We start from the raw sequence: 22,128 nt of genomic DNA on the forward strand, positions 1-22,128 counted from the left end.
GATCCTGCTATGAACACCCCCCTGCGTATTGCCCTGGTTGGCGACTACAATCCTGACGTGATTGCCCATAAAGCTATCCCCCTGGCTATCGACGATGCTGCTGCCGTGCTGGAGCTGCCCGTGCGCTATGAGTGGCTGGCAACTCGTGATATTCATCATGCCGATGCGCTGGTGGATTACGCTGCTATCTGGGTCGTGCCCGCCAGTCCGTACGAAAATGCCGAAGGCGCGTTTACCGCCATTCGCTACGCGCGCGAAAACAGCGTGCCTTTCCTTGGAACCTGCGGTGGTTTTCAGCACGCGATAATCGAATATGCGCGTAACGTGATGGGCTGGCAGGATGCGGCACATGCTGAAACCGATACCGAAGGACGGATGGTGATAGCGCCGCTCAGCTGCTCGCTGGTTGAAAAGTCGGACACCATTGAGCTGCGCGCTCATACCCTGATTGCCCGTGCGTACGGTCGCGATCATATTGAAGAGGGCTACCACTGCAACTACGGTATCGCCGACAGCTTTGCCCGTGAACTGGAGCAGGGGGAGCTGCGGGTAACCGGATGGGATGAAGAGGGGGAGATTCGCGCGGTGGAACTGGTCACACATCCGTTCTTTGTGGCGACCTTGTTTCAGCATGAACGTCATGCCCTCGAAGGGCGTCCCGCACCGCTGGTGCAGGCGTTTTTACATGCCGCAAGCCAGTAATCTCAGCGCCGGTTAATCTTACTGGATTGAGTCCGCATTGCCGGTATCACCCCGGCGGCGCGGGCGAGCAGGAAAATATTGCCGCCATCGTAATGGCGGCTTATCAAAGCGCTATCCGTTTATCTCCCGGTCGCGTCCGGCCAGTGCGCCGAACAGCGCCATGACGACTGAAATCAGCGCCACGGCGATAAGCGGGATCTGCCAGTCGCCGTTGGCATCATGAATTTTCCCCATGAGCGGTGGTCCGCAGGCGGCCAGCAGGTATCCGATGGTCTGTGCCATCCCCGACAAGGCCGCTGCCTGGTGCGCAGAGTTTGCGCGCAGGCCAATAAACGTCAATCCCAGAATCATGGTCGCCCCCGAACCGAAACCAAAGATCAGCGTCCAGACTACCGCCTGTCCCGGCCAGAACCACAGCCCGCAGGCGCTGATGGCGCACATCAGCGCCACAATGACCGCGATGGCGCGCTGGTCTTTAAGGCGATGAAGAATCAGCGGAATCGCCAGCCCGGGGGCCGCGGTGGCCAGCTGGAGCAAACCATGCAGAGAGCCCGCCTGCGCCTCGCTGTAGCCAAGGCTCTGCAAAATGGCCGGCAGCCAGCCAATAATAACGTAATAGACCAGCGAGTTGATGCCGAGGAACAGCGTGACCTGCCAGGCGAGCGCGGAGCGCCAGATTCCGCGATTGTGCATGGCGCCGGAACCGGTGAGCGGCGCAGTCGCGGTCTTGCGCGTTTGCGGTAACCATACCAGCAGCGCCAGCAGCGGAAAGACCATTAACATCAAGAGCGCGCCGTGCCAGCCGAAACCCGCCAGCGCCAGCGGCACCACCATGGCTGAACCCAGCGCGGCCGCTCCGCCCATAGTGATCGAGTAGGCCCCGGTCATCCTCGCAACATGCTGTGAGAAATCGCGTTTGATCAGACCTGGCAGCAGAACGTTACCGAGCGCAATTCCGCAGCCGATGATCGCCGTACCGCCGAACAGTAAGGCGGTGGAAGGAAGCGAACGCAATCCGATACCCAGACAAATAAGGACTAACGCGACCAGCAGACTGCGCTCAATGCCTAGCCGGCGACCGACGCCTGCCGCTAGCGGCGATACCAGGCCAAAGGCCAGCAGCGGCAATGTGGTGAGCATCCCGGTTTGTGCGGTGGAGAGACCATAGTCCGCGCGAATGGCGTCCAGCAGCGGGGCTGCGCCGGTAAAAGTCACGCGTAGCGTGGAGGCAATCAATAAAATCCCGGCAATCAGCAGCAGATGACGGCGGCCGGTAGAAGGCAGAACAGAACTCATGGCAATCTCTGACGAGTAAACAGGGCGGCTACAATAGCGCGTTTGCCGATGGTTTAAATCAAGCTAAAATGACAGATTATCGCTAATATCGGACAAAATCATGATAGGACTTGGCCTGGATGGCTACGATCCGGACAGCGGCCATGAATCGGCCCTCGCTTTTCGCATTCAGGTGGTGGAGGACGAGCAGTTCATCCCTCGCCATCAGCACCGCAAAGGCCAGCTGATCCTCGCCTTGCATGGAGCGCTCACTTGCGAGGTGGAGAACGCTATGTGGATGGTGCCGCCGCAGTACGCGGTGTGGGTACCGGGTCAGATGCCCCACAGCAACCGCGCCACGCCGGGGGCGCAAATCAGTTTTCTGTTTATTGAACCGGATGCTGCGCCAATGCCGGCGCACTGTTGTACCTTAAAAATTTCTCCCCTGGTTCGCGAGCTTATCCTGACCCTCGCCGGACGTCACGGGGAGGCGTTTGCCCATCCGACTACTCAACGGCTGGTACAGGTGCTGTTCGATGAGCTCCCACGACAGCCGCAGGAACATCTGCAGTTGCCGGTTTCCCCCCATCCGAAGATTCGCCAGATGGCGGATTTTATGGCGGTTGATCCGGCCCGTTGGCAGACGCTGGGGCAGTGGGCGGCGGAATTTGCGATGAGCGAACGGAATCTGGCGCGGCTGGTGGTGCGTGAGACCGGGCTGAGCTTTCGCCGCTGGCGACATCAGCTGCAGCTGATCCTGGCCCTGCAGATGTTGATTCGCGGGCAAACGGTCCAGCAGACCGCGCAAACGCTGGGATATGACTCGACGACCGCGTTTATTACGATGTTTAAAAAGGGGCTGGGCCAGACGCCAGGGCGCTACCTGGCGAGTCTGGTTACGACTTCCCGATAAACAGTGAAATGATGCCAGCGGCGATCAGCGGGCCAACCGGTACGCCGCGGAACAGCGCTACGCCAAGGACCGTGCCGACCAGCAGCCCGGCGACCAGCTGCGGTTGCGACCCCATCAGCGCCACGCCGCGACCGCCCAGCCATGAGACGAATACGCCCACCGCAATCGCCAGCAGCGACTTCCAGTTAACGAACGAGTGCAGCAGCGTCGACGGCGGCAGCGTGCCGCTGGCAATGGGGGCCATGACGCCAATGGTCAGAATAATAATACCGATCGTCAGCCCCTGTTTTTCAATCCACGGGAAAAAGACGTTGAGCGGCGTGACGCGAACGATGATTAAAACGAGGATAGAAATGGCCACGGTGGTGTTATGGCTGATAAAACCCAGCGCGGCCAGCCCCAGCAGAATAAACAGGGTTGTATCGAACATGAAGGGAGATCCTTGCCAAAATAATAAGCCTGTCTACTTTACGCGTAATAGCGTGAATAGACAGGCTTTTTTTGACGAACGACCGCGTATTCAGGCATCTGCACAATTTTACGTGGCGGTGTACTATCACACCTCAGCTTTCGCGGCGAAAGGCGACCAGCTCCGGGCGGGCGATGCGCAGATAATCCCTGGTGTTGAGGATAATGGATTTATCCAGCTGGCCGGCGTTAAAGGCAATTTCAGGGTAGCGATCGAACAGCAGCGGATCGGCAATCAGCCGCAAGTCCGGATGAAAGCTGAACGGTGGGATGGCGCCAAAAACGCAGGCGGTGAGCGTATCGACTTCCGCCGGACTGGCCAGCGACGCCTTGCTGCCGCCGATATGCTGCGCCAGGCGTGACAGGTCTGCCTGTTGATCGGCGGCGAGGATCGCCAGCACATGCTGGTTCACGCCGTTCCCTTTGACTTTACAGACCAGCGCTTTTGCGCCCTGGCCCAAAGCGGTACCGCGAATTTCCGACACGGCCTCACATTTCCCCACGGCCTCATGTTCTACGACGCGATAGCGTGCCTGATGCTGTTCAAGCAGCGCGAGCAGCTGACGGTGGGTGTTGCGTTTTTCCGGCATGTTCATCTCAATCTTTCCAGCATGACAAAGCCGTCAGCATAATCTTCTTCACGCCTGATGAGAACCCACGGAACCCGTAGGAGCATTTTTGTTCTGATTGCTTGCGCGGTGAATGTGGACCTGAGAGGAGAGGGATAAACGACATGATGCTCAACGATCAATACCTCCGCGAACGGTGAGGGCCAATTCATATCTTCTCATCGGATTATTCGTATTTAATTCATAATTTAAGCAAATTCTCTTCAATTTATCGCTGGCCAAAGCTCTCCTCACGACAAAATGGAAAGAATTTATTAAGCAATAGAACTTTTCTCATTTTATTGAGTCCTTAACAAAATCGATAGTAGTGCGGTTAATTGTGGTTACGAGGATATGATGATAGATAACACAGCGGTGCGGGTATCCCCGAAGAAGTTTAAAAAAATAAGGGAACTTAACAGGCGCCGTAATTATTTTACAAAAAGAGTGCGTAACGCCTTACGGGTTTATATCGCAAAAACGCTGTGGGATAGCCCTGCGCGTCATGAGCCGGATTTGTCATCGGCAAAAACGGTGCTGCTGATGCGCAATGAAGGCGCTATCGGGGATGTGGTTGTCGATTCCGCATTGGTTAAGTGCCTTCATCAGTCTGGATTTATCGTGGATTTCCTGCTGACAAAATCGAATAGCCAGGTGATGCGGTATCATCCGGGCATTCGCCGGATCTATGAGGCTGAGAATGTAGCCTCCGGTGATTTCCTGCATAAATTTACCCATAATGTTCCTGAGTCCGTTATTAATGAGCTTGCGAATAATAAGTATGACATTGTTATCGATCCCTCTTTATTCGACATGCCCATACACCGGATGCTGTTATTGCGGCAAATAAAAGCAAAGTCGGTCCTGGGGTTTAATAAATGGGCATCTATTAATCACTATTCAAAATCCTTTGATTTTGATTGTGAAAACTGGCATGTCAGCAAAACCTATACGTTTATCGCCGAGCATCTGAATCTGGATAAAAAACATCTGGAGCGCTATGACCTCCATATTCCAGAAGATATTTATCAGCAAACCCGGCAGTATCTGGCGGGGATTGTCGGGCGAAAAGTCATCATTAATATTTTTGCCGGGCATCCGGACCGCAGCCTGTCGCAGGCGCAGTTGTCATCCCTCATCGGCAAACTGCAGAAGGCTTATCCCGATGTACAGATCATTTTGCTCGATCACCGCAATGAGATCCGACTCCCGCTGCCAGAAAAGGTTCGCATTAACCCTTTCAAAACGCTGCATCACGCCATGGCGCTGATTGCCGATGCCGATCTGGTTATCTCACCGGATACCTCGGTGGTCCATATGGCGGCAGCGTGGAGAAAACCGCTGGTGGCTATCTATAAAGATGTGCGCATGAACAACCGATTGTGGGCGCCGGGATATGACAACGCGCGGCAGATCATTGTCAAATGCGGCAAGGTCCATCACATGGAGAATCTGGCCAGTCTGATTATGAGTGAGATTGAAGGTGGCGTGCTGGCAAAAGAGCCCGGGCGGGATGGTCTCAACGATCGATAATCGTCGCTGCTGGCAGAGGGTACGTCCGGCAGCAGGGCATCATCACGTGGCCAGCGATACAAGATCGCTGGCTTTTTTATGCACCAGATTCCCGGTCAACCAGCACAATAGCAGGAGTCAAAAAGGGGGGATTTACGCCACAGGGATAATCCGGCGAAAGGGCCGGCCAACGGGGAGCGGCAGTCAGCCGAACGGCAGGTTATGTAAAACGAAAGACCTTTTAGCCTGAATTTTGCGACGGCTAATTATAATGGCGCGTATTCAAAACCAAGGCGGCCGCGGTAAGCGGAAGGCCGTCTTACGTTGATGCCGGGGAGTGCCTCACCGTTTTGCTTCCAGACTCTCGCCCGTTGCCTGTTGCGCTTTCATCAGGCCTTCTGTTCCCTTGCGGACCCGATTGGAGGTACTATCTAACCTATTATCTCTTTGTAACAGGTAACCTCTCCAATGGCTCTGATCCCTAAAAACTATGCCCGGCTGGAAAGCGGCTATCGCGAAAAAGCATTAAAAATCTATCCGTGGGTATGCGGGCGCTGCTCGCGGGAGTTTGTCTATTCCAACCTGCGCGAATTAACGGTTCACCATATAGATCACGACCATACCAATAATCCGCAAGATGGCAGCAACTGGGAGTTATTGTGTCTGTACTGCCACGATCATGAGCACTCCAAATACACCGAGGCGGACCAGTACGGCACGCGAGTGGTGGCGGGGGAGGATGCGCAAAAGGATGTGGCCGCCGCAACCTATAATCCCTTTGCGGATTTAAAATCGATGCTCAATAAGAAGTCATAAAATCAGCCATCTTTCCTGCTGGCACAGGGCTGTCTGAGCAGCCCTGACAGGCGCATCTTTGCGTGGTTCAGGTCTGGCTTATCACCGCGACTTTGCTGCCCGGCGCATTCGCTCAGACAGCACCCTTCGCCGGTTTGCCGACTGCGGGCAGCTTATGCCAGTCGCCCGCAGTAGACAGTGCATGATTACCAGAAGACGTTAGCCTGAATACCCACAGCCCAGGTGTCGTTGTCCAGACCATTATTGAAGGACGATTCGCTGGCATCCGTCCAGTTATCCCGGTCGCTATCGTAGTGGCTGACGAATACGCGTAATTCTGGCTTATCGCGACCGTTGGACAGCGCCTGAGCAAGGGTGTACTTTGCTCCGCTGCGATCGTAGTCAGTCCCGTTAACCGTTTTCTTGTCGTCGAAATAACCCATTTCAAGATACGTTCGGGTGTAATCAGACCAGTGATAGGTCACTTTCGCGCTGACGGACGCCGTTGACGCATCGCCCTTATCACCATTCCACAGCTCAACATCGTTGGCGGCAGCATAGTTCAGCGCATGGCTGACATCCCAATCCGCGGCAACCGGGATGGTGCCGTAGTTACGCAGTGCCCAACCTTCACCCTCTTTAACCGTGCCATTGAGCGTGTCCGCAGCGCCGAAGGTCACGCCTTGCAGGGCCGAGCCTTTGCCATAATACTGGATAACCGTATTGTTAACGCCTTTGTCGAAGATCTGCTGTTTCAACACCACCATCGCGGTTTGGCCATCGACATAATCGTGGTTGGCTCGCTCGACTTGTTCATCGTTAGCATCTGCGTGGAGATATTTATAACCCACCGCTAACGTTGCGCCATCCCACAGAGGCTGGCTGTCATACATGAGTTCAAGTTGATTGGAATCGATCAGCTGCTGAGCGTCCACTTCGCCTTCGGCAAAGGCAGAAAGATCTTCATCAATATCGCGATGTAAGAATGCGACAGAAAGTTTCCCCTGACCGAGACTCATTTTTTCAATACCGCCGCCGATGTTGGTATGGTTCCAGTAATCGTAGTCGTTGGCGTCAATACTGTATTTATTGTACTGGCGAATACCCGCCCAGGTTGTTTCATCAAGGCCCATGAAGTTACGGAACTGGATATTCATATTTTCCCAGCCGAACTTATTTTCGTGGCTGCTATTGGTATCACCGTCGTACATGTTGATCATCGTCTGAATATATACAGACTGACTTCCTGAACGATATAGTTCTTTACCAAAGCCCACTTCAGCGTAGGTGTCAAATTCATTACCCAGACGGCCGAGTTTATTCTTCTCGAAGCTGCCGCCGGTCGCGTCTTTCATCGAACCACCGCCGTCACTGGCGCCCATGCCTGAACGGAAATATCCATAAAAATCAATGCCAGCTAAGGTGTCGGTGGCGGTAACGGTTTTGGATGGGGCATCCGTTTTATCATCTGCAAATACGGCTGTGGACACCATTGAAAGTGACGACGCAATGGCAAGGGGCAATAAAGATTTTTTCATTAATTAATTCCTGGTGTTTTAAAATATAATTTCCGTAACAAATTGCACGGGATTTAATTATTAAATTTCAGCCGCTGCTGGTGGCGGTTAAAAGGTAAAATATTTTAATTGCTATAAAAGAATATTAATTTTTCAGGCGCTATTGCACGTTCAGGCATAGTGTATGGTGTAACCTGCGGCTCTAAAACAGCACATTTATTTAAAAGTAAATATTGCCCTTGCGGAATATTAAATTGTGGACTAACGCACAAAAATAAGCGTTTTAAAGGCAACGCTGACCCTGAGGAGCCGCTTGGGAGAGGGGGCTGGGGGAAGGGCAACCTCCGCCGCGTCATGTTGGAACGACAGTCGGCTTTGGTTGCGCCAGTTGAAACGGGATCCGGAGGGACTAATTCAGCAGACCTGCGCCGACGTTGACCGACAGACCCAGTATCGCGAGATTGAACACAAAGGAGATAACCGATTGTAGCAGCGTGATTTGACGAATCCCGGTTGTCCCGGTGGCCACATCGGCGGTTTGCGATGCCACCGCAATCGTAAACGCGTAGTACAGGAAGTCCCAGTATCCAGGGTCCTCCGGCTTTTCAGGAAATATCATCGGGGTGACGTCCTGCGTCCGATGCAGGTAGTGCTGATGGGCATAGTGCATAGCGAAAGAGCTGGGCAGGAGGGCCCAGGAGACAATGAGGGTTGCCACCGTCAACAGCAGATGCACTACGCGCGGCGTGCCGGAGAGCTCTTTCAACGCGGAGAGTTCGCTTAAAATGGCGACAATGCTGGCCGCACAGGCCACAATCACTATCGTTAGCACGAGCATCGCGCTTTGGTCCTGTAATCGGGCAATGCGCTGAATGCCCGATACATCAGTAATCAACATGCGGATCCAGATAAAAATCAGATAAGGCCATGCCAGCGTATTCCAGCCGATCAGCACTCTTTGCAAGGTTCCCAGGTGTGCCGGAAGCAAGAAAAAACAGACGACGCCCAGAACGATAGAAATCAGCAGGGGCAGACGAACGTAGAGGTGGGCGGTAAGGCGCATAGTGGCAGTCGCTTCCAGTCAGACACTGATTCAGGCTTATTCAAACGTCATTATTGGAATTGACGCGCAAATACTCAACGGCCAGTCTTCAAGGAAAACAGTCAGGATCTTAATGTAACTGACTGTTTTTATTGGCTAGTTTCTGACCTCGGAACCCTGCTTGTGGAACAGTTCGCGGAACACCGGATAGATATCTTCCTGGTCGCGAATGTGCTGCATAGCAAAGTTCTCAAAGGTTTCCTGCAGATGCTCATATTCGCGCCACAGCGTCTGGTGCGCGCGGCGGGTTATCTCTATGTAGCTGTAGTAACGCACCACCGGCAGAATATTTTTAGCCAGCAGTTCATGGCACAGCGGTGAATCATCCGCCCAGTTATCGCCGTCCGAGGCCTGTGCGGCATAGATATTCCACTGCGACGGGTCGTATCGTGCTTTAACCACCTCATCCATGAGCTTCAGGGCGCTTGAGACGATAGTGCCGCCGGTTTCCTGAGAATAGAAAAATTCGTGCTCGTCCACCTCTTTGGCCTGCGTATGGTGGCGAATATAGACGACTTCAACGTTCTTATAGGTCCGGCTGAGGAACAGATACAGCAGGATATAAAAACGCTTGGCCATATCCTTGGTGACCTGATCCATCGAGCCCGAGACATCCATGAGACAGAACATGACCGCCTGACTGGAAGGCTCCGGGCGTTTTTCGTAATTCTTGTAACGCAGGTCAAAGGTATCGATAAACGGCACGCGTTCGATTTTTGCCCGCAGCTCGGCGATTTCCCGACGTAAACGCTCCTCTTCCAGCAACTGCGCCGGTTCACTTTTGGCTATTGTGTCCAGATCCTCCTCAAGCGCCCGTAATTCGCGACGCTTGCCCGCCGTCATCGCGGTACGTCGCGCCAGCGAGTTTTGCAGGGAGCGCACCACGCTGATATTGGCCGGCACGCCGTTGGCGGTGAAGCCTGCCCGGTGAGTTTTAAATTCGGTGAGCTGGCGCTGCTGATTTTTCTTCAGGTTCGGCAGGGCGAGATCCTCAAACAGCAGATCCAGATACTCATCTTTCGATATTTGAAAGACAAAACCATCCTGGCCTTCGCCGTCGGCGCTGGCTTGCCCTTGACCGCTCCCGCCACCGCCTCCGCCGCCCTGAGGCCGCTCGATGCGGTCATTTTGTACAAAGTGATCGTTTCCCGGATGTACACGGTTACGCAGCCCCCCGCGTCCCTGATGAAACATCGGTTCGTTGATATCATCCGTCGGGATAGAAACGGATTCTCCGCTGTCAATATCCGTCACTGAACGCTTATTGATCGCCTCGGAGATGGACTGTTTAATCTGCGCCTTATAACGGCGCAAAAAGCGCTGGCGATTCACCGCACTTTTATTCTTTCCGTTCAGGCGCCGGTCTATGAACCAGGTCATATGCCCTCCTGTGCTGCAATTGCCAACCTTACGCTGCGACGGAAATGCCGGATGGCGCTGAGCTTACCCGGCCTACAGGTCGCTGTTGTTGTAGGCCCGGCAGGCAACGCGCCGCCGGGCAATTTCCGTTATCAGGATGATTTACGTACGCGCAGGTACCATTCGCACAGCAGACGGACCTGCTTACGGGTATAGCCTTTCTCCATCATACGATCGACAAAATCGTCGTGTTTTTTCTGCTCGTCGGTGGACGTTTTGGCGTTAAACGAAATCACCGGCAGCAGCTCTTCGGTATTGGAGAACATTTTCTTCTCAATAACCGTGCGCAGTTTTTCATAGCTGGTCCAGTTCGGGTTCCGTCCGTTGATATTAGCCCTGGCGCGCAGGACGAAGTTGACTATCTCATTACGGAAGTCTTTCGGGTTGCTGATCCCGGCCGGCTTCTCAATTTTTTCCAGCTCTGCGTTCAACGACTCGCGGTCAAACAGTTGGCCGGTGTCCGGATCGCGGTATTCCTGATCCTGAATCCAGAAGTCCGCATAGGTGACATAACGGTCAAAGATGTTCTGCCCGTATTCGGAGTAGGACTCAAGATAGGCGGTCTGAATCTCTTTACCGATAAACTCGGCGTATTTCGGGATCAGATAGCCTTTGAGGAACTCCAGATAACGTTCCGACTGCTCTTGCGGGAACTGCTCGCGCTCGATTTGCTGTTCCAGGACGTAGAACAGATGGACCGGGTTCGCGGCGACCTCGGCGTGGTCAAAGTTAAACACGCGCGACAATATTTTGAAGGCGAAGCGGGTGGACAGACCGTTCATCCCTTCATCGACGCCGGCGTAATCGCGGTACTCCTGATAGGATTTCGCTTTCGGGTCGGTATCTTTCAGGCTTTCACCGTCGTACACGCGCATTTTGGAGTAAATGCTCGAGTTTTCCGGCTCTTTCAGCCGCGACAGTATCGAGAAGCGCGACAGCGTCTCCAGGGTCCCCGGGGCGCACGGCGCGTGGGTCAACTCACTGTTGTTAAGCAGTTTTTCGTAGATACGCATCTCTTCGGAAATGCGCAGGCAATAAGGCACCTTGACGATATACACGCGGTCGAGGAAGGCCTCATTGTTTTTGTTATTACGGAAGGTCACCCATTCGGACTCGTTGGAGTGGGCGAGAATAATGCCGTTAAACGGCAGGGCCGAAATGCCCTCGGTCCCGTTATAGTTGCCTTCCTGGGTCGCGGTCAGCAGCGGATGCAGCACCTTGATAGGCGCTTTAAACATCTCGACGAACTCCATAATCCCCTGGTTGGCGCGGCACAGGGCGCCGGAGTAGCCGTAGGCGTCCGGATCGTTCTGGGCATAATGCTCCAGTTTACGAATATCCACTTTACCGACCAGCGCGGAGATATCCTGGTTATTCTCATCACCCGGTTCGGTCTTGGCGATGGCAATTTGCTCAAGGATAGAGGGCCACACTTTGATCACGCGGAATTTGGTGATGTCGCCACCGAACTCATGCAGGCGTTTTGCCGCCCACGGCGACATAATGGTGCCGAGATAACGGGTAGGCACGCCATACTCTTTATCGAGAATCTGCGCGTCTTCCTGCGGGTTAAACAGGCACAGCGGATGATCGTTGACCGGGCTACGTTCACCGTTGGCGCTCAGGATATAGATAGGCACACGCTGCATTAAGGATTTCAGACGTTCAGCCAGCGACGATTTACCCCCACCCACCGGGCCCAGCAGATACAGAATCTGTTTCTTCTCTTCCAGACCTTGTGCGGCGTGTTTCAGGTAAGAGACGATCTGCTCGATAGCATCTTCCATACCGTAAAACTCTTCAAATGCCGGATAGCGCGCGACAACCCGGTTTGAAAAGAGACGGGACAGCCGGGGTTCCAGGGCCGTGTCGACCATGACTGGCTCACCAATGGCCATCAGCAGCCGTTCTGCCGCGTTGGCATAAGCACTGCGATCTTGCCGGCAGATGGTAAGAAACTCCTGCAGTGTGAACTCTTCGTCCTTGGCAGCTTCATAACGCTGGCGATAGTGATCGAATATATTCATGGCATGCCGTCCTTTCGTTTTTAGCACAAGTTGAGAGCCGTTCATATGAATAGTGGGAGCTCCCGGAAGAGGTAAACTGCGCGACGTTCATCGATTCTCCAGCAACCCTTATGCCAGGTTGCCGAAGCGACACAGACAACGTGCGCTAAAATCACTTCTTCTAAATTAAAGCGTAGATGCATTTAGAAAACTTGCATGCCGTCAAAAATCAATTTCAATGACATATCAATAACTCATCCGGAAAAAAGGCGCTTTTTCGCACGTCTTGCCAGGCCGCGTCATGGTGCTGTCATCCGGCTGCAAGTTTATGGTCATCTGGCGATGAGAAATTGAATGGTTTATGTAATGACGGGTAAAGAATTTGAGGCATGAGGCCTACGACGGTAAACTGCCCCTGCGTATTAATTGACAAACGGGAATATGGATTGTGAATAAGATCAAACCTCTGGCACTCAGCGTGTGCCTTGCGGCTTCTGTTTCGGCTGCCCACGCGGAAGGGAAATTTACGTTAGGGGCCGGCGTGGGTATCGTCGAGAACCCTTATAAACAATACGATGCCGATGTTTTCCCCGTCCCGGCAATTAGCTATGAGAGCGACAGCTTTTGGTTTCGTGGTCTCGGCGGCGGCTACTATTTGTGGAATGACAACACCGATAAGCTGTCCGTGACCGCCTACTGGTCGCCGATGTACTTCAAGCCGGGCGACAGCGATAGTGAGCAAATGCGCAAGCTGGATCGCCGTAAAACAACCATGATGGCCGGGCTCTCTTATGTCCACAACACGCAGTACGGCTTCTTGCGTACTACGCTTGCGGGCGACACGCTGGGTAACAGCAACGGTATCACCTGGGATACGGCCTGGCTTTATCGCTATACCAACGGCAACCTGACCTTGACGCCGGGGATTGGCCTGGAGTGGAACAGCGATAACCAGAACGAATACTACTACGGCGTTTCACAGCATGAGTCGAATCGTAGCGGCATGCGTAGCTACGACCCGGATAGCAGCTGGAACCCGTATCTTGAGCTGTCGGCTAACTACCGTTTCCTCGGCGACTGGAGCGTGTATGGCGCGGCGCGTTACACCCGCCTGTCTAATGAAATCACCGACAGCCCGATGGTGGACAAATCCTGGAGCGGTCTGATCTCCACGGGGATTACCTACACCTTCTGATTGAACACGAGCGCGATCGTCGAGCAGACGATCGTGCACCATAACGAAGAAATTCGTGCATCAAAACAGGGCGTCGCGCCCTGTTTTGCATTACGGTGGTGCAACGGCATAACCGAAGGGGGCGATGATGGAAAAAACGGTATCTTTTGGCGATCGTGCGGCAGTTCCTGCCATCGGGCAGGGCACCTGGTATATGGGTGAAGACAGGGCCCGACGCGCGCAGGAGGTTGCTGCACTACGAGCGGGCGTGGAACGCGGGCTGACGGTCATCGACACCGCTGAAATGTACGCGCATGGCGGTGCGGAAGAGGTGGTCGGAGAGGCGATTCGCGGCCTGCGGGATCGCGTCGTACTGGTCTCCAAAGTATATCCGTGGCATGCCGCTGGGCAGAAGATGATGGATGCCTGCGAAGCCAGCCTGCGCCGCCTGGGGACCGACTACCTCGATATGTACCTGCTGCACTGGGCCGGCGAATTTTCCTTTGCGCAAACCGTTGAGGGTATGGAGACGCTGGTGGCGCAGGGGAAAATTCGCCGTTGGGGCGTATCGAATCTCGATACTGCCGCGATGCAGGCGCTGTGGCAGGTTGCCGGTGGCCAACGGTGCGCGACCAATCAGGTACTGTACCACCTGGCGTCGCGAGGAATTGAGCATGACCTGCTGACGTGGTGTCAGCAACGGTCGCTGCCGGTAATGGCCTACAGCCCGTTGGCTCAGGCCGGACGCTTGCGCGATGGACTTTTAAATCACAGCGTTGTGAAAAATATTGCTGAACAGCGAGGGGTGAGCGCGGCCCAAATTCTGCTGGCCCGGGTCATCAGTCATCCGGGCGTCATGGCTATCCCGAAAGCCGCAAGCGTAGAACATGTGACCCAAAATGCCGATGCGCTGACGATAACGCTCACCGTGCAGGAGCTGGCGCAGCTGGATAATGCCTTTCCCGCGCCGGGCAAAAAAGTCCCGCTCGATATGGTGTAAAGAACAATTATTCGCCAAAACACTGGCGCTTAGTTGATGAAAATCAAGGTTCAGTGGTGATTATCTCCTTAAAGATAAAAGAAAAAGGAGATTTACATGACTGAACTGAACAAGCCTCTGGATGTGAAGCTGGCTTTCCCGCTGTGGAAAGCGATTCTCACGATACTCTTCGGCGTTATTATCTGGTTTACTCCGCCGCCTGATGGACTCGCCCTCCACGCATGGCAAATGTTTGCCATTTTTGCCGCCACTATCTTTGCCATCATTCTTAAGGTGCTCCCGATGGGGGCGGTGACGATGATTGCGCTGATCGTCTCCGCGTTTTTGGGCGTGACGCCTCTCTCGCCGGGTAAAAGCGACAAAGTTGCGGCGTTATCCGGATTTGCCAACGGTACTATCTGGTTGATTGGTATCGCTATGTTCATCTCCCGGGCGGTGATCAAGACCGGGCTGGGTAAGCGGGTGGCGCTGTGGTTTATTTCTAAATGCGGTTCCAGCATGTTGGGTGTTGCCTATGGACTGGCGCTGTCAGATGTCGTCCTCGGACCGGGGATCCCCTCGGCATCAGCGAGGGGCGGCGGAATTATGTACCCGATTACGCAGTCCATTGCCACGGCGTACCAGTCAGAACCTGGCGCGACGGCGAGAAAAGCCGGCGCCTTTTTAATGATTTGCGTTTCACAGATCGATGCCATCGTCTGCACCATGTTTTTAACGGCAATGGCGGGTAACCCGCTGGTCGCCGAACTGGCAAGAAGCCAGGGAATAGAGATCACCTGGACGACGTGGTTTGTCGGGGCCATCGCTCCGGGGATTGTCTCACTGATCCTGCTGCCGCTGGTGATTTACGCGATTTATCCGCCGCAGTTGAAGAAGACGCCGGAGATACCATCGATTGCCCGGGAAGAGCTGCGCAAAATGGGACCGATGTCGCTGGCAGAAAAAATTCTGGCGTTTGATTTTGTCCTGCTGATCTTGCTATGGACCGTCGGTGATATTTTCTTTTCGATTCCCGCGACGCTTTCGGCGTTTATTGGGCTGATGGTGCTGCTTATCAGCAACATCATGTCGTGGAAGAATATTATTGAAGAAAAAACGGCCTGGGACACCATGTTCTGGTTTGCCGTACTGGTGATGATGGCAAATGCGCTCAATAAGTACGGCATGATTAGCTGGATATCTGAGCGAATTGTCGGCTATGTCGGTCACTTCGAATGGATAACGGTTTTTTTACTGCTTGTCGTGGTTTATTTCTACACCCGCTATTTTTTCGCGTCGGCGATGGCGCATATTTCCGCGATGTATCTGGCGTTTCTTGCCGTGGCCGTTTCCGTCGGCGTACCGCCGCTTTTTGCCGCGCTGGTGCTGGGGTATACCTCTAATTTGTCGATGGGGCTCACGCAATACTCCGGGGGCCCGGGGCCAGCGCTGTTTGGCTCGGGATATAACACGACAGGGCAGTGGTGGGGAGTCAGTTTCGTGGTATCGCTGGCCTCTATTGCTATCTGGTTAGTGTTGGGGGGCGCGTGGATGAAACTGGTGGGATTCTGGTAACGGAAAAACGTTACGAGTGTCAGCAAACAAAACAGGGCGATATCGCCCTGTTTTTAATCCCTCATCTCCCGGCAATCGGGAGTGGAAGGGATTAGCCTCGTTTTACCACACGGATAGTTTGCGCCAGGCGAGACGGTTTCTCTTCGCTGGTTTTCTGCGCTTCGGTGACGCAACAGGTTTCGACACAAACAAAGGTTTTGTACCCGTCATCCGGCATATCGCCCATGCTGATGGAGAGCGCCGGGCCTGGGTTCCAGCCTACTACGTTGCTGTGGTGGTGGTGGACAACATCGATGTTGCGGTTCAGCGCAGCGTCGTGAATCACGCTACAAGCTTCGGCATTCAGATAGACGCGGTCGGTACGGTCAGGGAAGGTCTCTGTTCCGTTGCTTAATACGCCTTCTTCGGCATTTTTCACTTTATCAATATAACGGTCGCCCAGACCGCTGACCTTCACTGCCGCAATGTCGCCGACGTTGAAGTAGGTATGCAGTGCGGAGGTGGTTTCAAATTCACCGTGCGCTTCCAGCTCGATCTCGCAGGTTTTACCCAGCTTGAAACGCGCATAGAGCGTAAATTCGTGCGGCCAGTATTTGCGGGTTGCATCGCTACTTTTTAGTTCAAAGGTCAGCATCACGCCGCTTTCATCTTCATCGTGGCCTTTCAGCGCCCACGGCAGGTTGCGGGCGAAGCCATGGGACGGTAAACCCTGTTGCGCCGCCGGGCCGAACCACGGCCAGCAAACCGGCACGCCGCCGCGCAGGGCCACGCCGTTTTTGAATGGCGTATTGTTGCTGAGCCACAGCACTTCTTCTTCGCCAGCCGGTTTCCAGGAGAGCAGGTGCGCGCCCTGAAACGCAACGGAGGCTTTCACCTGCGGATGGTCAACAACGATAAGCTCCAGCTCATCAAGCTGGCGGCGGGAGAGGACAGGGGTAAGTTGTTCAACTACCGGGAGAGCAAAAATTTTGTTAATCATGGTGCAATCCTAAAGGTTAGCCGTAAACGTGAAGCCATAAAAAAAGGCGACCGAAGTCGCCTTTTTGGATCAATGTCTCATCTCAACTTATTTGGAGATGTGAGCGATCAGGTCCAGAACTTTGTTGGAGTAACCCGTTTCGTTGTCGTACCAGGAAACCAGTTTCACGAAGTTGTCGTTCAGTGCGATACCTGCTTTAGCATCGAACACGGAAGTGCAAACTTCGCCGTTGAAATCGGTAGAAACAACGTCGTCTTCGGTGTAACCCAGAACGCCTTTCATTGCGCCTTCAGAAGCCGCTTTGATTGCTTTCTTGATTTCTTCGTAAGACGCTGCTTTTTCCAGACGAACGGTCAGGTCAACAACGGATACGTTCGGAGTCGGAACGCGGAACGCCATACCGGTCAGTTTGCCGTTCAGTTCTGGCAGTACTTTACCGACGGCTTTAGCAGCACCGGTAGAGGACGGGATGATGTTCTGTGCTGCGCCGCGGCCGCCGCGCCAGTCTTTGTGAGACGGGCCATCAACGGTTTTCTGAGTAGCGGTGGTCGCGTGAACGGTGGTCATCAGGCCTTCGATGATGCCGAAGTTGTCGTTGATAACTTTAGCCAGCGGAGCCAGGCAGTTGGTGGTGCAGGATGCGTTAGAAACGATGTCCTGGCCTTCGTATTTGTCAAAGTTAGCGCCTTTAACAAACATCGGAGTGTTGTCTTTGGACGGGCCAGTCAGAACGACTTTTTTCGCGCCAGCAGTGATGTGTTTACGAGCGGTTTCGTCAGTCAGGAACAGACCAGTTGCTTCAGCAACAACGTCAACGCCTGCTTCGTTCCACTTCAGGTTAGCCGGATCACGTTCAGCGGTAACACGGATTTTTTTACCGTTAACGATCAGATGACCGTCTTTCACTTCAACGGTACCGTTAAAACGGCCGTGAGTGGAGTCATACTTCAGCATGTATGCCATGTAGTCAGCGTCTAACAGGTCGTTGATTGCAACGATCTCGATGTCAGAACGTTCCTGAGCAGCACGGAAAACAATGCGACCGATACGGCCAAAACCGTTGATACCTACTTTGATAGTCATATATTCCACCAGCTATTTGTTAGTGAATAAAAGGTTGCCTGTAAAATTACAAAAACCTTACGCAGCGTCAAGCGGAATCGTGTCAATCATTGCGACAAATCAATCCTGAGCATACCTTTGCTCGAATGTTTTGCCTCACTCTCCCTTTGAGCCCAATTCCATATTGGGGCCGCGCCCGGAATTTTAAAGGGCGTTAAAGATAAAAATGTGATGTTAATCACAATTATCTGGGCTGCCTTTTGGCATCGAATAAGTTTAGAACAAAAGTCCACGCTTCATTGTTAATGTTTTGTTAGAATCGAGGCGTAAAGTTGTCCTTTCACAGTGAGAAGCAAGCACATGGCGAATAAACCCTCCTCGGACGAGCTCAAAAAAAATTTGAGCGAGATGCAGTTTTACGTGACGCAGAATCACGGTACTGAGCCGCCGTTCACCGGACGACTGCTCCATAACAAACGGGACGGCGTCTACCACTGCCTGGTATGCGACGCGCCGCTGTTTCACTCGCAAACGAAGTATGATTCAGGCTGCGGCTGGCCGAGCTTTTACGAGCCGGTAAGCGAGGAGGCGATTCGCTATCTGAACGATTACTCTCACGGTATGCAGCGCACTGAAATTCGCTGCGGAAACTGCGATGCGCATCTGGGACATGTGTTTCCCGATGGACCGCAGCCGACGGGGGAGCGTTTTTGCGTCAATTCGGCCTCATTAAGCTTCAATGACGACGATAATGGCGAGCAGATTAAAGGCTAAAGAAACGATTCAGCAAATTATTCCAGTGCGGAGTTGAGCGGACCATGGAAATCGAGCAAATAATAGACAGTATGACGCCGGAAGTGTATCAGCGCCTGGTGACGGCGGTGGAGCTGGGAAAATGGCCGGATGGTGTGGCCTTAACTTCCGGGCAGAAAGAGAACAGCCTGCAGCTGGTGATGCTTTATCAGGCGCGACATAACAGCGACGCGCAGCACATGACCATCGACACCAACGGCCAGATGGTGATGAAGAGCAAGCAGCAGTTGAAAGAAGATTTTGGCATCGCGCCCAAACCGATTGCAACGCTGAAAATGCAGTAGCCCAGCGCCTGATGCCCGGCTCAGGGCCTGTAGTTGGATAGCGCAGGCTCGTTAAGGCAACTCCGGCAGGCCTGTAGTTGGATAGCGCAGGCCCGTTAAGTCACCCTTCCGGGCCTGAGGTTGAATGACGTAGGCCCGGTAAGGCAACGCCGCTACCGGGCAAGGTTGTGACAATTGACAACTCGGGTAAGACGCCGCTCAATCACCCGACGGCCGATCGCCGATTAATGTTTAATCCCAAGCGATGTCGCGAGCTGCTTCGCCAGCTGATTGTGGTCATCGGCGCCATACTCCCAGAACATAGCCCCCGCCAGACCTTTTTGCTTAATGTAATCAGCCTTTATCGCCACCGAACGCGGATTCTCGTACGACAATGCGAACAGCGCTTTGCCGTCTGCCGACTGGACCGACAGCCACGGCACCTTCGCCTCATCATCCCAATGTTCGGTAAAGCGTTTTTGCGGGTCGTTAAGCATTTTCTCGACGATGTCGTTATATTTCACGTACGTGTCTTTAGTCAGATCAAAGCCCAGCGATAAAAACAGGGCGATTTGCTGTGGTCCGAACCACGGCTGAGTGACGGGATTTTTTTGCGCATCCGGCTTCGTCCAGTCGATACCCGGCTCAAGGGCGCGTTTTGGCACCCGGCCATAAAAGCCGATCCCCAGGTTCATCTGGCTCGGTTTTAAACCGGCGGCGAGATAGTTATTGACCACAAAATCGGCGCTGTACTTATCCGCAGCCGCTACCGTCGGCCAGCGGGTTGAATCGTACAAGTTGGCGTTGAAGTACTGGGTACCGTAGGCCATGTCGTAAGTCATCAGGTTGATATAGTCGAGCGACGGAGCAATCGCTTTGATATCCACCCAGCTTTTCGGGCTCTCTGCGTTAGCGCCCACGGCGATGGTCACCAGTTTCTTCGTCCCAAATGCCGCGCGCAGCTCTTTCAGTAAGGCCGTGAAGTTATCGCGATCGGCCGGTTGGCTGGCGACCAGTCCCCATGCGCCATTGACCGGATACTCCCAGTCGAGATCGATGCCATCCAGACCATACTTTTCAACAATCTCCTGCGCGGACTGAATAAACACCGCCCGGGATTCCTTCGTCGCCGCTGCGCCGGAGAATCCGCGCGCCCCCCAGCCGCCGACGGAAAGCAGGACTTTCAGATTCGGGTTCTGCTGGCGCAATGTCGGGATTTTCTGCAGATCAGCCTCTACTTTCGGCGACAGCCAAATCTGATGCAGCTTGCTGGCATCTTTTAAAGCGTCATTGGTTTCGTCTTTTTCGTCGTTATAGACCAGACCAAACGAGTAGTTGAGATGGGTTATCTGCCGCACGTCCAGCTTATCGATATCGCCACCGGGACCGGCAGTGACGTCGCCGCCGCCGTTAAAGTAGCCGACGGACATCAGGGAGCTGGCGGAGACCACGGAAGCGCAGAGCAGGGGTAATGCTGCCAGTAAAGGCAAAAGCTTCATATCAGATCCTCTTTGACTTAAAAAAGTGACATTGAAAAACAAACACGCCACGTAAATGGCGTGGCGAAAAAACAGCCAGTAAAGACTAGCATCTTCCGCAGAGTAAAACTGCGAAGAGGTTCACGGCTGTATGAGCGTTGCGATAGCCGTCCCTCTCTTGCGTCATTCCCTGAAACTGCGCAGGCGTATTTGTGATCTAAGTTGTGAAAAGCAGATCAATATCTGCTTTTTAAAGATTTCACATTGACCTTAAAGATTTTGTGGTTAAGTATTGCTGTCACTGAAGCACACCAAACATAAGGGAAGAGGCAATGAAAGCACTGGCAAGATTTGGTAAGGCCTTTGGCGGCTATAAGTTGATTGACGTACCAGAACCAAAGTGTGGCCCGGACGACGTAGTGATTGAAATCAAAGCAGCGGCCATCTGTGGTGCGGACATGAAACACTACAATGTTGATAGCGGATCCGATCAATTCAACTCGGTTCGTGGTCACGAATTCGCCGGTCAAATTGTGCGAGTGGGTGACAAGGTTAAAGACTGGAAAGTTGGTCAGCGGGTGGTTTCTGACAACAGCGGACACGTTTGTGGCGTTTGTCCTGCCTGCGAGCAAGGTGATTTTCTGTGTTGTACAGAAAAAGTCAACCTCGGTCTGGACAACAATACCTGGGGGGGCGGCTTCTCGAAATACTGCCTGGTACCGGGGGAAATCCTCAAAATTCACCGTCATGCGCTGTGGGAAATCCCGCAGGGTGTTGATTATGAAGAAGCCGCTGTGCTGGATCCTATCTGCAACGCCTACAAATCTATCGCCCAGCAATCCAAATTTCTTCCCGGTCAGGATGTCGTGATTTTCGGTACCGGCCCATTAGGGCTCTTTTCCGTACAGATGGCGCGCATTATGGGGGCCGTCAATATCGTGATGGTTGGGCTGGAAGAGGATGTGGCGGTGCGCTTCCCGATTGCTGAAGCGCTGGGCGCGACGGCAGTGGTCAACGGTTCGACCGAAGATGTGGTCGCGCGTTGTCAGGATATCTGCGGTAAAGACAATCTGGGGCTGGTCATCGAATGTTCGGGCGCCAATATTGCCCTCAAACAAGCTATAGAAATGCTGCGTCCAAACGGTGAAGTGGTTCGCGTGGGTATGGGCTTCAAACCGCTGGACTTCTCCATCAACGACATCACCGCCTGGAATAAAAGCATTATTGGCCATATGGCCTATGACTCCACTTCCTGGCGCAACGCCATCCGCCTGCTCGCCAGCGGCGCGATCAAAGTCAAGCCGATGATTACTCACCGCATTGGCCTGTCGCAATGGCGCGAAGGTTTTGACGCCATGGTCGATAAAACCGCGATTAAGGTCATTATGACTTACGACTTTGATAAATAATCCATTTATACCCGTCATACAGCAAGTTGCAGGTGTGCTGGCTGCGTTCGCTCACCCGAATCACTTACTACCGTAAGCT

The 22,128-nt window shown here is 53.5% G+C and carries 20 protein-coding genes; 10 read left to right on the top strand and 10 right to left on the bottom strand.

Annotated features, from left to right (window positions below; genetic code table 11):
• Positions 1-9: 9 nt before the first annotated feature.
• A complete protein-coding gene (locus BV390_RS16945) occupies positions 10-702 on the top strand; it encodes a CTP synthase C-terminal region-related (seleno)protein (RefSeq protein WP_032688240.1) in 693 nt (230 codons plus the stop codon).
• A 111-nt stretch (positions 703-813) separates the two neighbouring features.
• Here BV390_RS16945 and BV390_RS16950 read toward each other — a convergent pair whose 3' ends face one another.
• Positions 814-1,998 (bottom strand): CynX/NimT family MFS transporter, encoded by a 1,185-nt coding sequence (locus BV390_RS16950; RefSeq protein ID WP_064385049.1) that lies wholly within the window; start codon positions 1,996-1,998, stop codon positions 814-816.
• Positions 1,999-2,095: 97 nt separating this feature from the next.
• Between BV390_RS16950 and BV390_RS16955 the strand changes: the two genes are divergently transcribed.
• Entirely contained in the window at positions 2,096-2,890 is a 795-nt protein-coding gene (locus tag BV390_RS16955; RefSeq protein WP_164673306.1) for an AraC family transcriptional regulator, read from the top strand.
• Here BV390_RS16955 and BV390_RS16960 read toward each other — a convergent pair.
• Positions 2,874-3,320 (bottom strand): DUF441 domain-containing protein, encoded by a 447-nt coding sequence (locus BV390_RS16960; protein WP_004860772.1) that lies wholly within the window; start codon positions 3,318-3,320, stop codon positions 2,874-2,876. The genes BV390_RS16955 and BV390_RS16960 overlap by 17 nt on opposite strands.
• Positions 3,321-3,453: 133 nt before the next feature.
• Complete coding sequence (locus tag BV390_RS16965; protein ID WP_032688232.1) at positions 3,454-3,954, bottom strand: YbaK/prolyl-tRNA synthetase associated domain-containing protein; 501 nt, start codon at positions 3,952-3,954, stop codon at positions 3,454-3,456.
• 369 nt (positions 3,955-4,323) lie between these two features.
• Here BV390_RS16965 and BV390_RS16970 point away from each other — a divergent pair, with 369 nt between their 5' ends.
• Both BV390_RS16970 and yajD read left to right on the top strand, forming a co-directional pair.
• Positions 4,324-5,499: a glycosyltransferase family 9 protein gene (locus BV390_RS16970; RefSeq protein WP_047664690.1), complete on the top strand. Its 1,176-nt coding sequence runs from the start codon at positions 4,324-4,326 to the stop codon at positions 5,497-5,499.
• A 447-nt stretch (positions 5,500-5,946) separates the two neighbouring features.
• Complete coding sequence (gene yajD, locus BV390_RS16975) at positions 5,947-6,294, top strand: HNH nuclease YajD (RefSeq protein ID WP_032688230.1); 348 nt, start codon at positions 5,947-5,949, stop codon at positions 6,292-6,294.
• 185 nt (positions 6,295-6,479) lie between these two features.
• Here yajD and BV390_RS16980 read toward each other — a convergent pair whose 3' ends face one another.
• From BV390_RS16980 to yeaG, 4 genes are all read right to left on the bottom strand, one after another.
• Positions 6,480-7,811 carry a carbohydrate porin gene (locus BV390_RS16980; RefSeq protein ID WP_085397130.1) on the bottom strand — a complete coding sequence of 444 codons (1,332 nt, stop codon included), beginning with the start codon at positions 7,809-7,811 and terminating at the stop codon, positions 6,480-6,482.
• Positions 7,812-8,199: 388 nt separating this feature from the next.
• Positions 8,200-8,853: a DUF1345 domain-containing protein gene (locus BV390_RS16985; RefSeq protein WP_032688227.1), complete on the bottom strand. Its 654-nt coding sequence runs from the start codon at positions 8,851-8,853 to the stop codon at positions 8,200-8,202.
• 135 nt (positions 8,854-8,988) lie between these two features.
• Complete coding sequence (locus BV390_RS16990) at positions 8,989-10,272, bottom strand: YeaH/YhbH family protein (RefSeq protein ID WP_032688226.1); 1,284 nt, start codon at positions 10,270-10,272, stop codon at positions 8,989-8,991.
• Positions 10,273-10,403: 131 nt separating this feature from the next.
• Positions 10,404-12,338 (bottom strand): protein kinase YeaG, encoded by a 1,935-nt coding sequence (yeaG, locus tag BV390_RS16995; RefSeq protein WP_004860792.1) that lies wholly within the window; start codon positions 12,336-12,338, stop codon positions 10,404-10,406.
• Between the two features lie 427 nt (positions 12,339-12,765).
• Between yeaG and BV390_RS17000 the strand changes: the two genes are divergently transcribed.
• The 3 genes from BV390_RS17000 to BV390_RS17010 all read left to right on the top strand — a co-directional run bounded on the left by BV390_RS17000 (position 12,766) and on the right by BV390_RS17010 (position 16,045).
• Complete coding sequence (locus tag BV390_RS17000) at positions 12,766-13,512, top strand: MipA/OmpV family protein (RefSeq protein WP_032688224.1); 747 nt, start codon at positions 12,766-12,768, stop codon at positions 13,510-13,512.
• Positions 13,513-13,636: 124 nt separating this feature from the next.
• Positions 13,637-14,491: an aldo/keto reductase gene (locus BV390_RS17005; RefSeq protein ID WP_085397131.1), complete on the top strand. Its 855-nt coding sequence runs from the start codon at positions 13,637-13,639 to the stop codon at positions 14,489-14,491.
• A gap of 96 nt (positions 14,492-14,587) precedes the next feature.
• Positions 14,588-16,045 carry a DASS family sodium-coupled anion symporter gene (locus BV390_RS17010; RefSeq protein WP_004860800.1) on the top strand — a complete coding sequence of 486 codons (1,458 nt, stop codon included), beginning with the start codon at positions 14,588-14,590 and terminating at the stop codon, positions 16,043-16,045.
• A gap of 91 nt (positions 16,046-16,136) precedes the next feature.
• Here BV390_RS17010 and BV390_RS17015 read toward each other — a convergent pair whose 3' ends face one another.
• Both BV390_RS17015 and gapA read right to left on the bottom strand, forming a co-directional pair.
• Positions 16,137-17,024: a D-hexose-6-phosphate mutarotase gene (locus BV390_RS17015; RefSeq protein ID WP_032700235.1), complete on the bottom strand. Its 888-nt coding sequence runs from the start codon at positions 17,022-17,024 to the stop codon at positions 16,137-16,139.
• 87 nt (positions 17,025-17,111) lie between these two features.
• Positions 17,112-18,107: a glyceraldehyde-3-phosphate dehydrogenase gene (gene gapA / locus BV390_RS17020; RefSeq protein ID WP_004860805.1), complete on the bottom strand. Its 996-nt coding sequence runs from the start codon at positions 18,105-18,107 to the stop codon at positions 17,112-17,114.
• Between the two features lie 339 nt (positions 18,108-18,446).
• On the opposite strand from gapA, the gene msrB reads away from it, so the two are divergent.
• Both msrB and BV390_RS17030 read left to right on the top strand, forming a co-directional pair.
• Positions 18,447-18,860, top strand: coding sequence for a peptide-methionine (R)-S-oxide reductase MsrB (gene msrB / locus BV390_RS17025; RefSeq protein ID WP_004860809.1), 414 nt, complete (start codon positions 18,447-18,449; stop codon positions 18,858-18,860).
• A 44-nt stretch (positions 18,861-18,904) separates the two neighbouring features.
• Positions 18,905-19,183, top strand: coding sequence for a YeaC family protein (locus tag BV390_RS17030; protein ID WP_032688219.1), 279 nt, complete (start codon positions 18,905-18,907; stop codon positions 19,181-19,183).
• A gap of 224 nt (positions 19,184-19,407) precedes the next feature.
• Here BV390_RS17030 and chiD read toward each other — a convergent pair whose 3' ends face one another.
• On the bottom strand, positions 19,408-20,661 hold the full coding sequence (gene chiD / locus BV390_RS17035; RefSeq protein ID WP_085397132.1) for a chitinase ChiD: 1,254 nt from the start codon (positions 20,659-20,661) through the stop codon (positions 19,408-19,410).
• A gap of 311 nt (positions 20,662-20,972) precedes the next feature.
• On the opposite strand from chiD, the gene BV390_RS17040 reads away from it, so the two are divergent.
• Positions 20,973-22,049 carry a zinc-binding dehydrogenase gene (locus tag BV390_RS17040; RefSeq protein ID WP_085397133.1) on the top strand — a complete coding sequence of 359 codons (1,077 nt, stop codon included), beginning with the start codon at positions 20,973-20,975 and terminating at the stop codon, positions 22,047-22,049.
• The last annotated feature ends 79 nt before the right edge of the window (positions 22,050-22,128 follow it).

The sequence above is a fragment of the Klebsiella sp. YJ genome (assembly GCF_002108615.1).
Classification (GTDB): Bacteria; Pseudomonadota; Gammaproteobacteria; order Enterobacterales; family Enterobacteriaceae; genus Klebsiella; species Klebsiella planticola.

What these genes read in the sequence shown, in the direction of transcription:
- BV390_RS16945 (WP_032688240.1), top strand. Translation starts at nt 10, where the DNA reads ATGAACACCCCCCTGCGTATTGCCCTGGTTGGCGACTACAATCCTGAC.
- BV390_RS16950 (WP_064385049.1), bottom strand. Translation starts at nt 1,998, where the DNA reads ATGAGTTCTGTTCTGCCTTCTACCGGCCGCCGTCATCTGCTGCTGATT.
- BV390_RS16960 (WP_004860772.1), bottom strand. Translation starts at nt 3,320, where the DNA reads ATGTTCGATACAACCCTGTTTATTCTGCTGGGGCTGGCCGCGCTGGGT.
- BV390_RS16965 (WP_032688232.1), bottom strand. Translation starts at nt 3,954, where the DNA reads ATGAACATGCCGGAAAAACGCAACACCCACCGTCAGCTGCTCGCGCTG.
- BV390_RS16970 (WP_047664690.1), top strand. Translation starts at nt 4,324, where the DNA reads ATGATAGATAACACAGCGGTGCGGGTATCCCCGAAGAAGTTTAAAAAA.
- yajD (WP_032688230.1), top strand. Translation starts at nt 5,947, where the DNA reads ATGGCTCTGATCCCTAAAAACTATGCCCGGCTGGAAAGCGGCTATCGC.
- BV390_RS16980 (WP_085397130.1), bottom strand. Translation starts at nt 7,811, where the DNA reads ATGAAAAAATCTTTATTGCCCCTTGCCATTGCGTCGTCACTTTCAATG.
- BV390_RS16985 (WP_032688227.1), bottom strand. Translation starts at nt 8,853, where the DNA reads ATGCGCCTTACCGCCCACCTCTACGTTCGTCTGCCCCTGCTGATTTCT.
- BV390_RS16990 (WP_032688226.1), bottom strand. Translation starts at nt 10,272, where the DNA reads ATGACCTGGTTCATAGACCGGCGCCTGAACGGAAAGAATAAAAGTGCG.
- yeaG (WP_004860792.1), bottom strand. Translation starts at nt 12,338, where the DNA reads ATGAATATATTCGATCACTATCGCCAGCGTTATGAAGCTGCCAAGGAC.
- BV390_RS17005 (WP_085397131.1), top strand. Translation starts at nt 13,637, where the DNA reads ATGATGGAAAAAACGGTATCTTTTGGCGATCGTGCGGCAGTTCCTGCC.
- BV390_RS17010 (WP_004860800.1), top strand. Translation starts at nt 14,588, where the DNA reads ATGACTGAACTGAACAAGCCTCTGGATGTGAAGCTGGCTTTCCCGCTG.
- BV390_RS17015 (WP_032700235.1), bottom strand. Translation starts at nt 17,024, where the DNA reads ATGATTAACAAAATTTTTGCTCTCCCGGTAGTTGAACAACTTACCCCT.
- gapA (WP_004860805.1), bottom strand. Translation starts at nt 18,107, where the DNA reads ATGACTATCAAAGTAGGTATCAACGGTTTTGGCCGTATCGGTCGCATT.
- msrB (WP_004860809.1), top strand. Translation starts at nt 18,447, where the DNA reads ATGGCGAATAAACCCTCCTCGGACGAGCTCAAAAAAAATTTGAGCGAG.
- BV390_RS17030 (WP_032688219.1), top strand. Translation starts at nt 18,905, where the DNA reads ATGGAAATCGAGCAAATAATAGACAGTATGACGCCGGAAGTGTATCAG.
- chiD (WP_085397132.1), bottom strand. Translation starts at nt 20,661, where the DNA reads ATGAAGCTTTTGCCTTTACTGGCAGCATTACCCCTGCTCTGCGCTTCC.
- BV390_RS17040 (WP_085397133.1), top strand. Translation starts at nt 20,973, where the DNA reads ATGAAAGCACTGGCAAGATTTGGTAAGGCCTTTGGCGGCTATAAGTTG.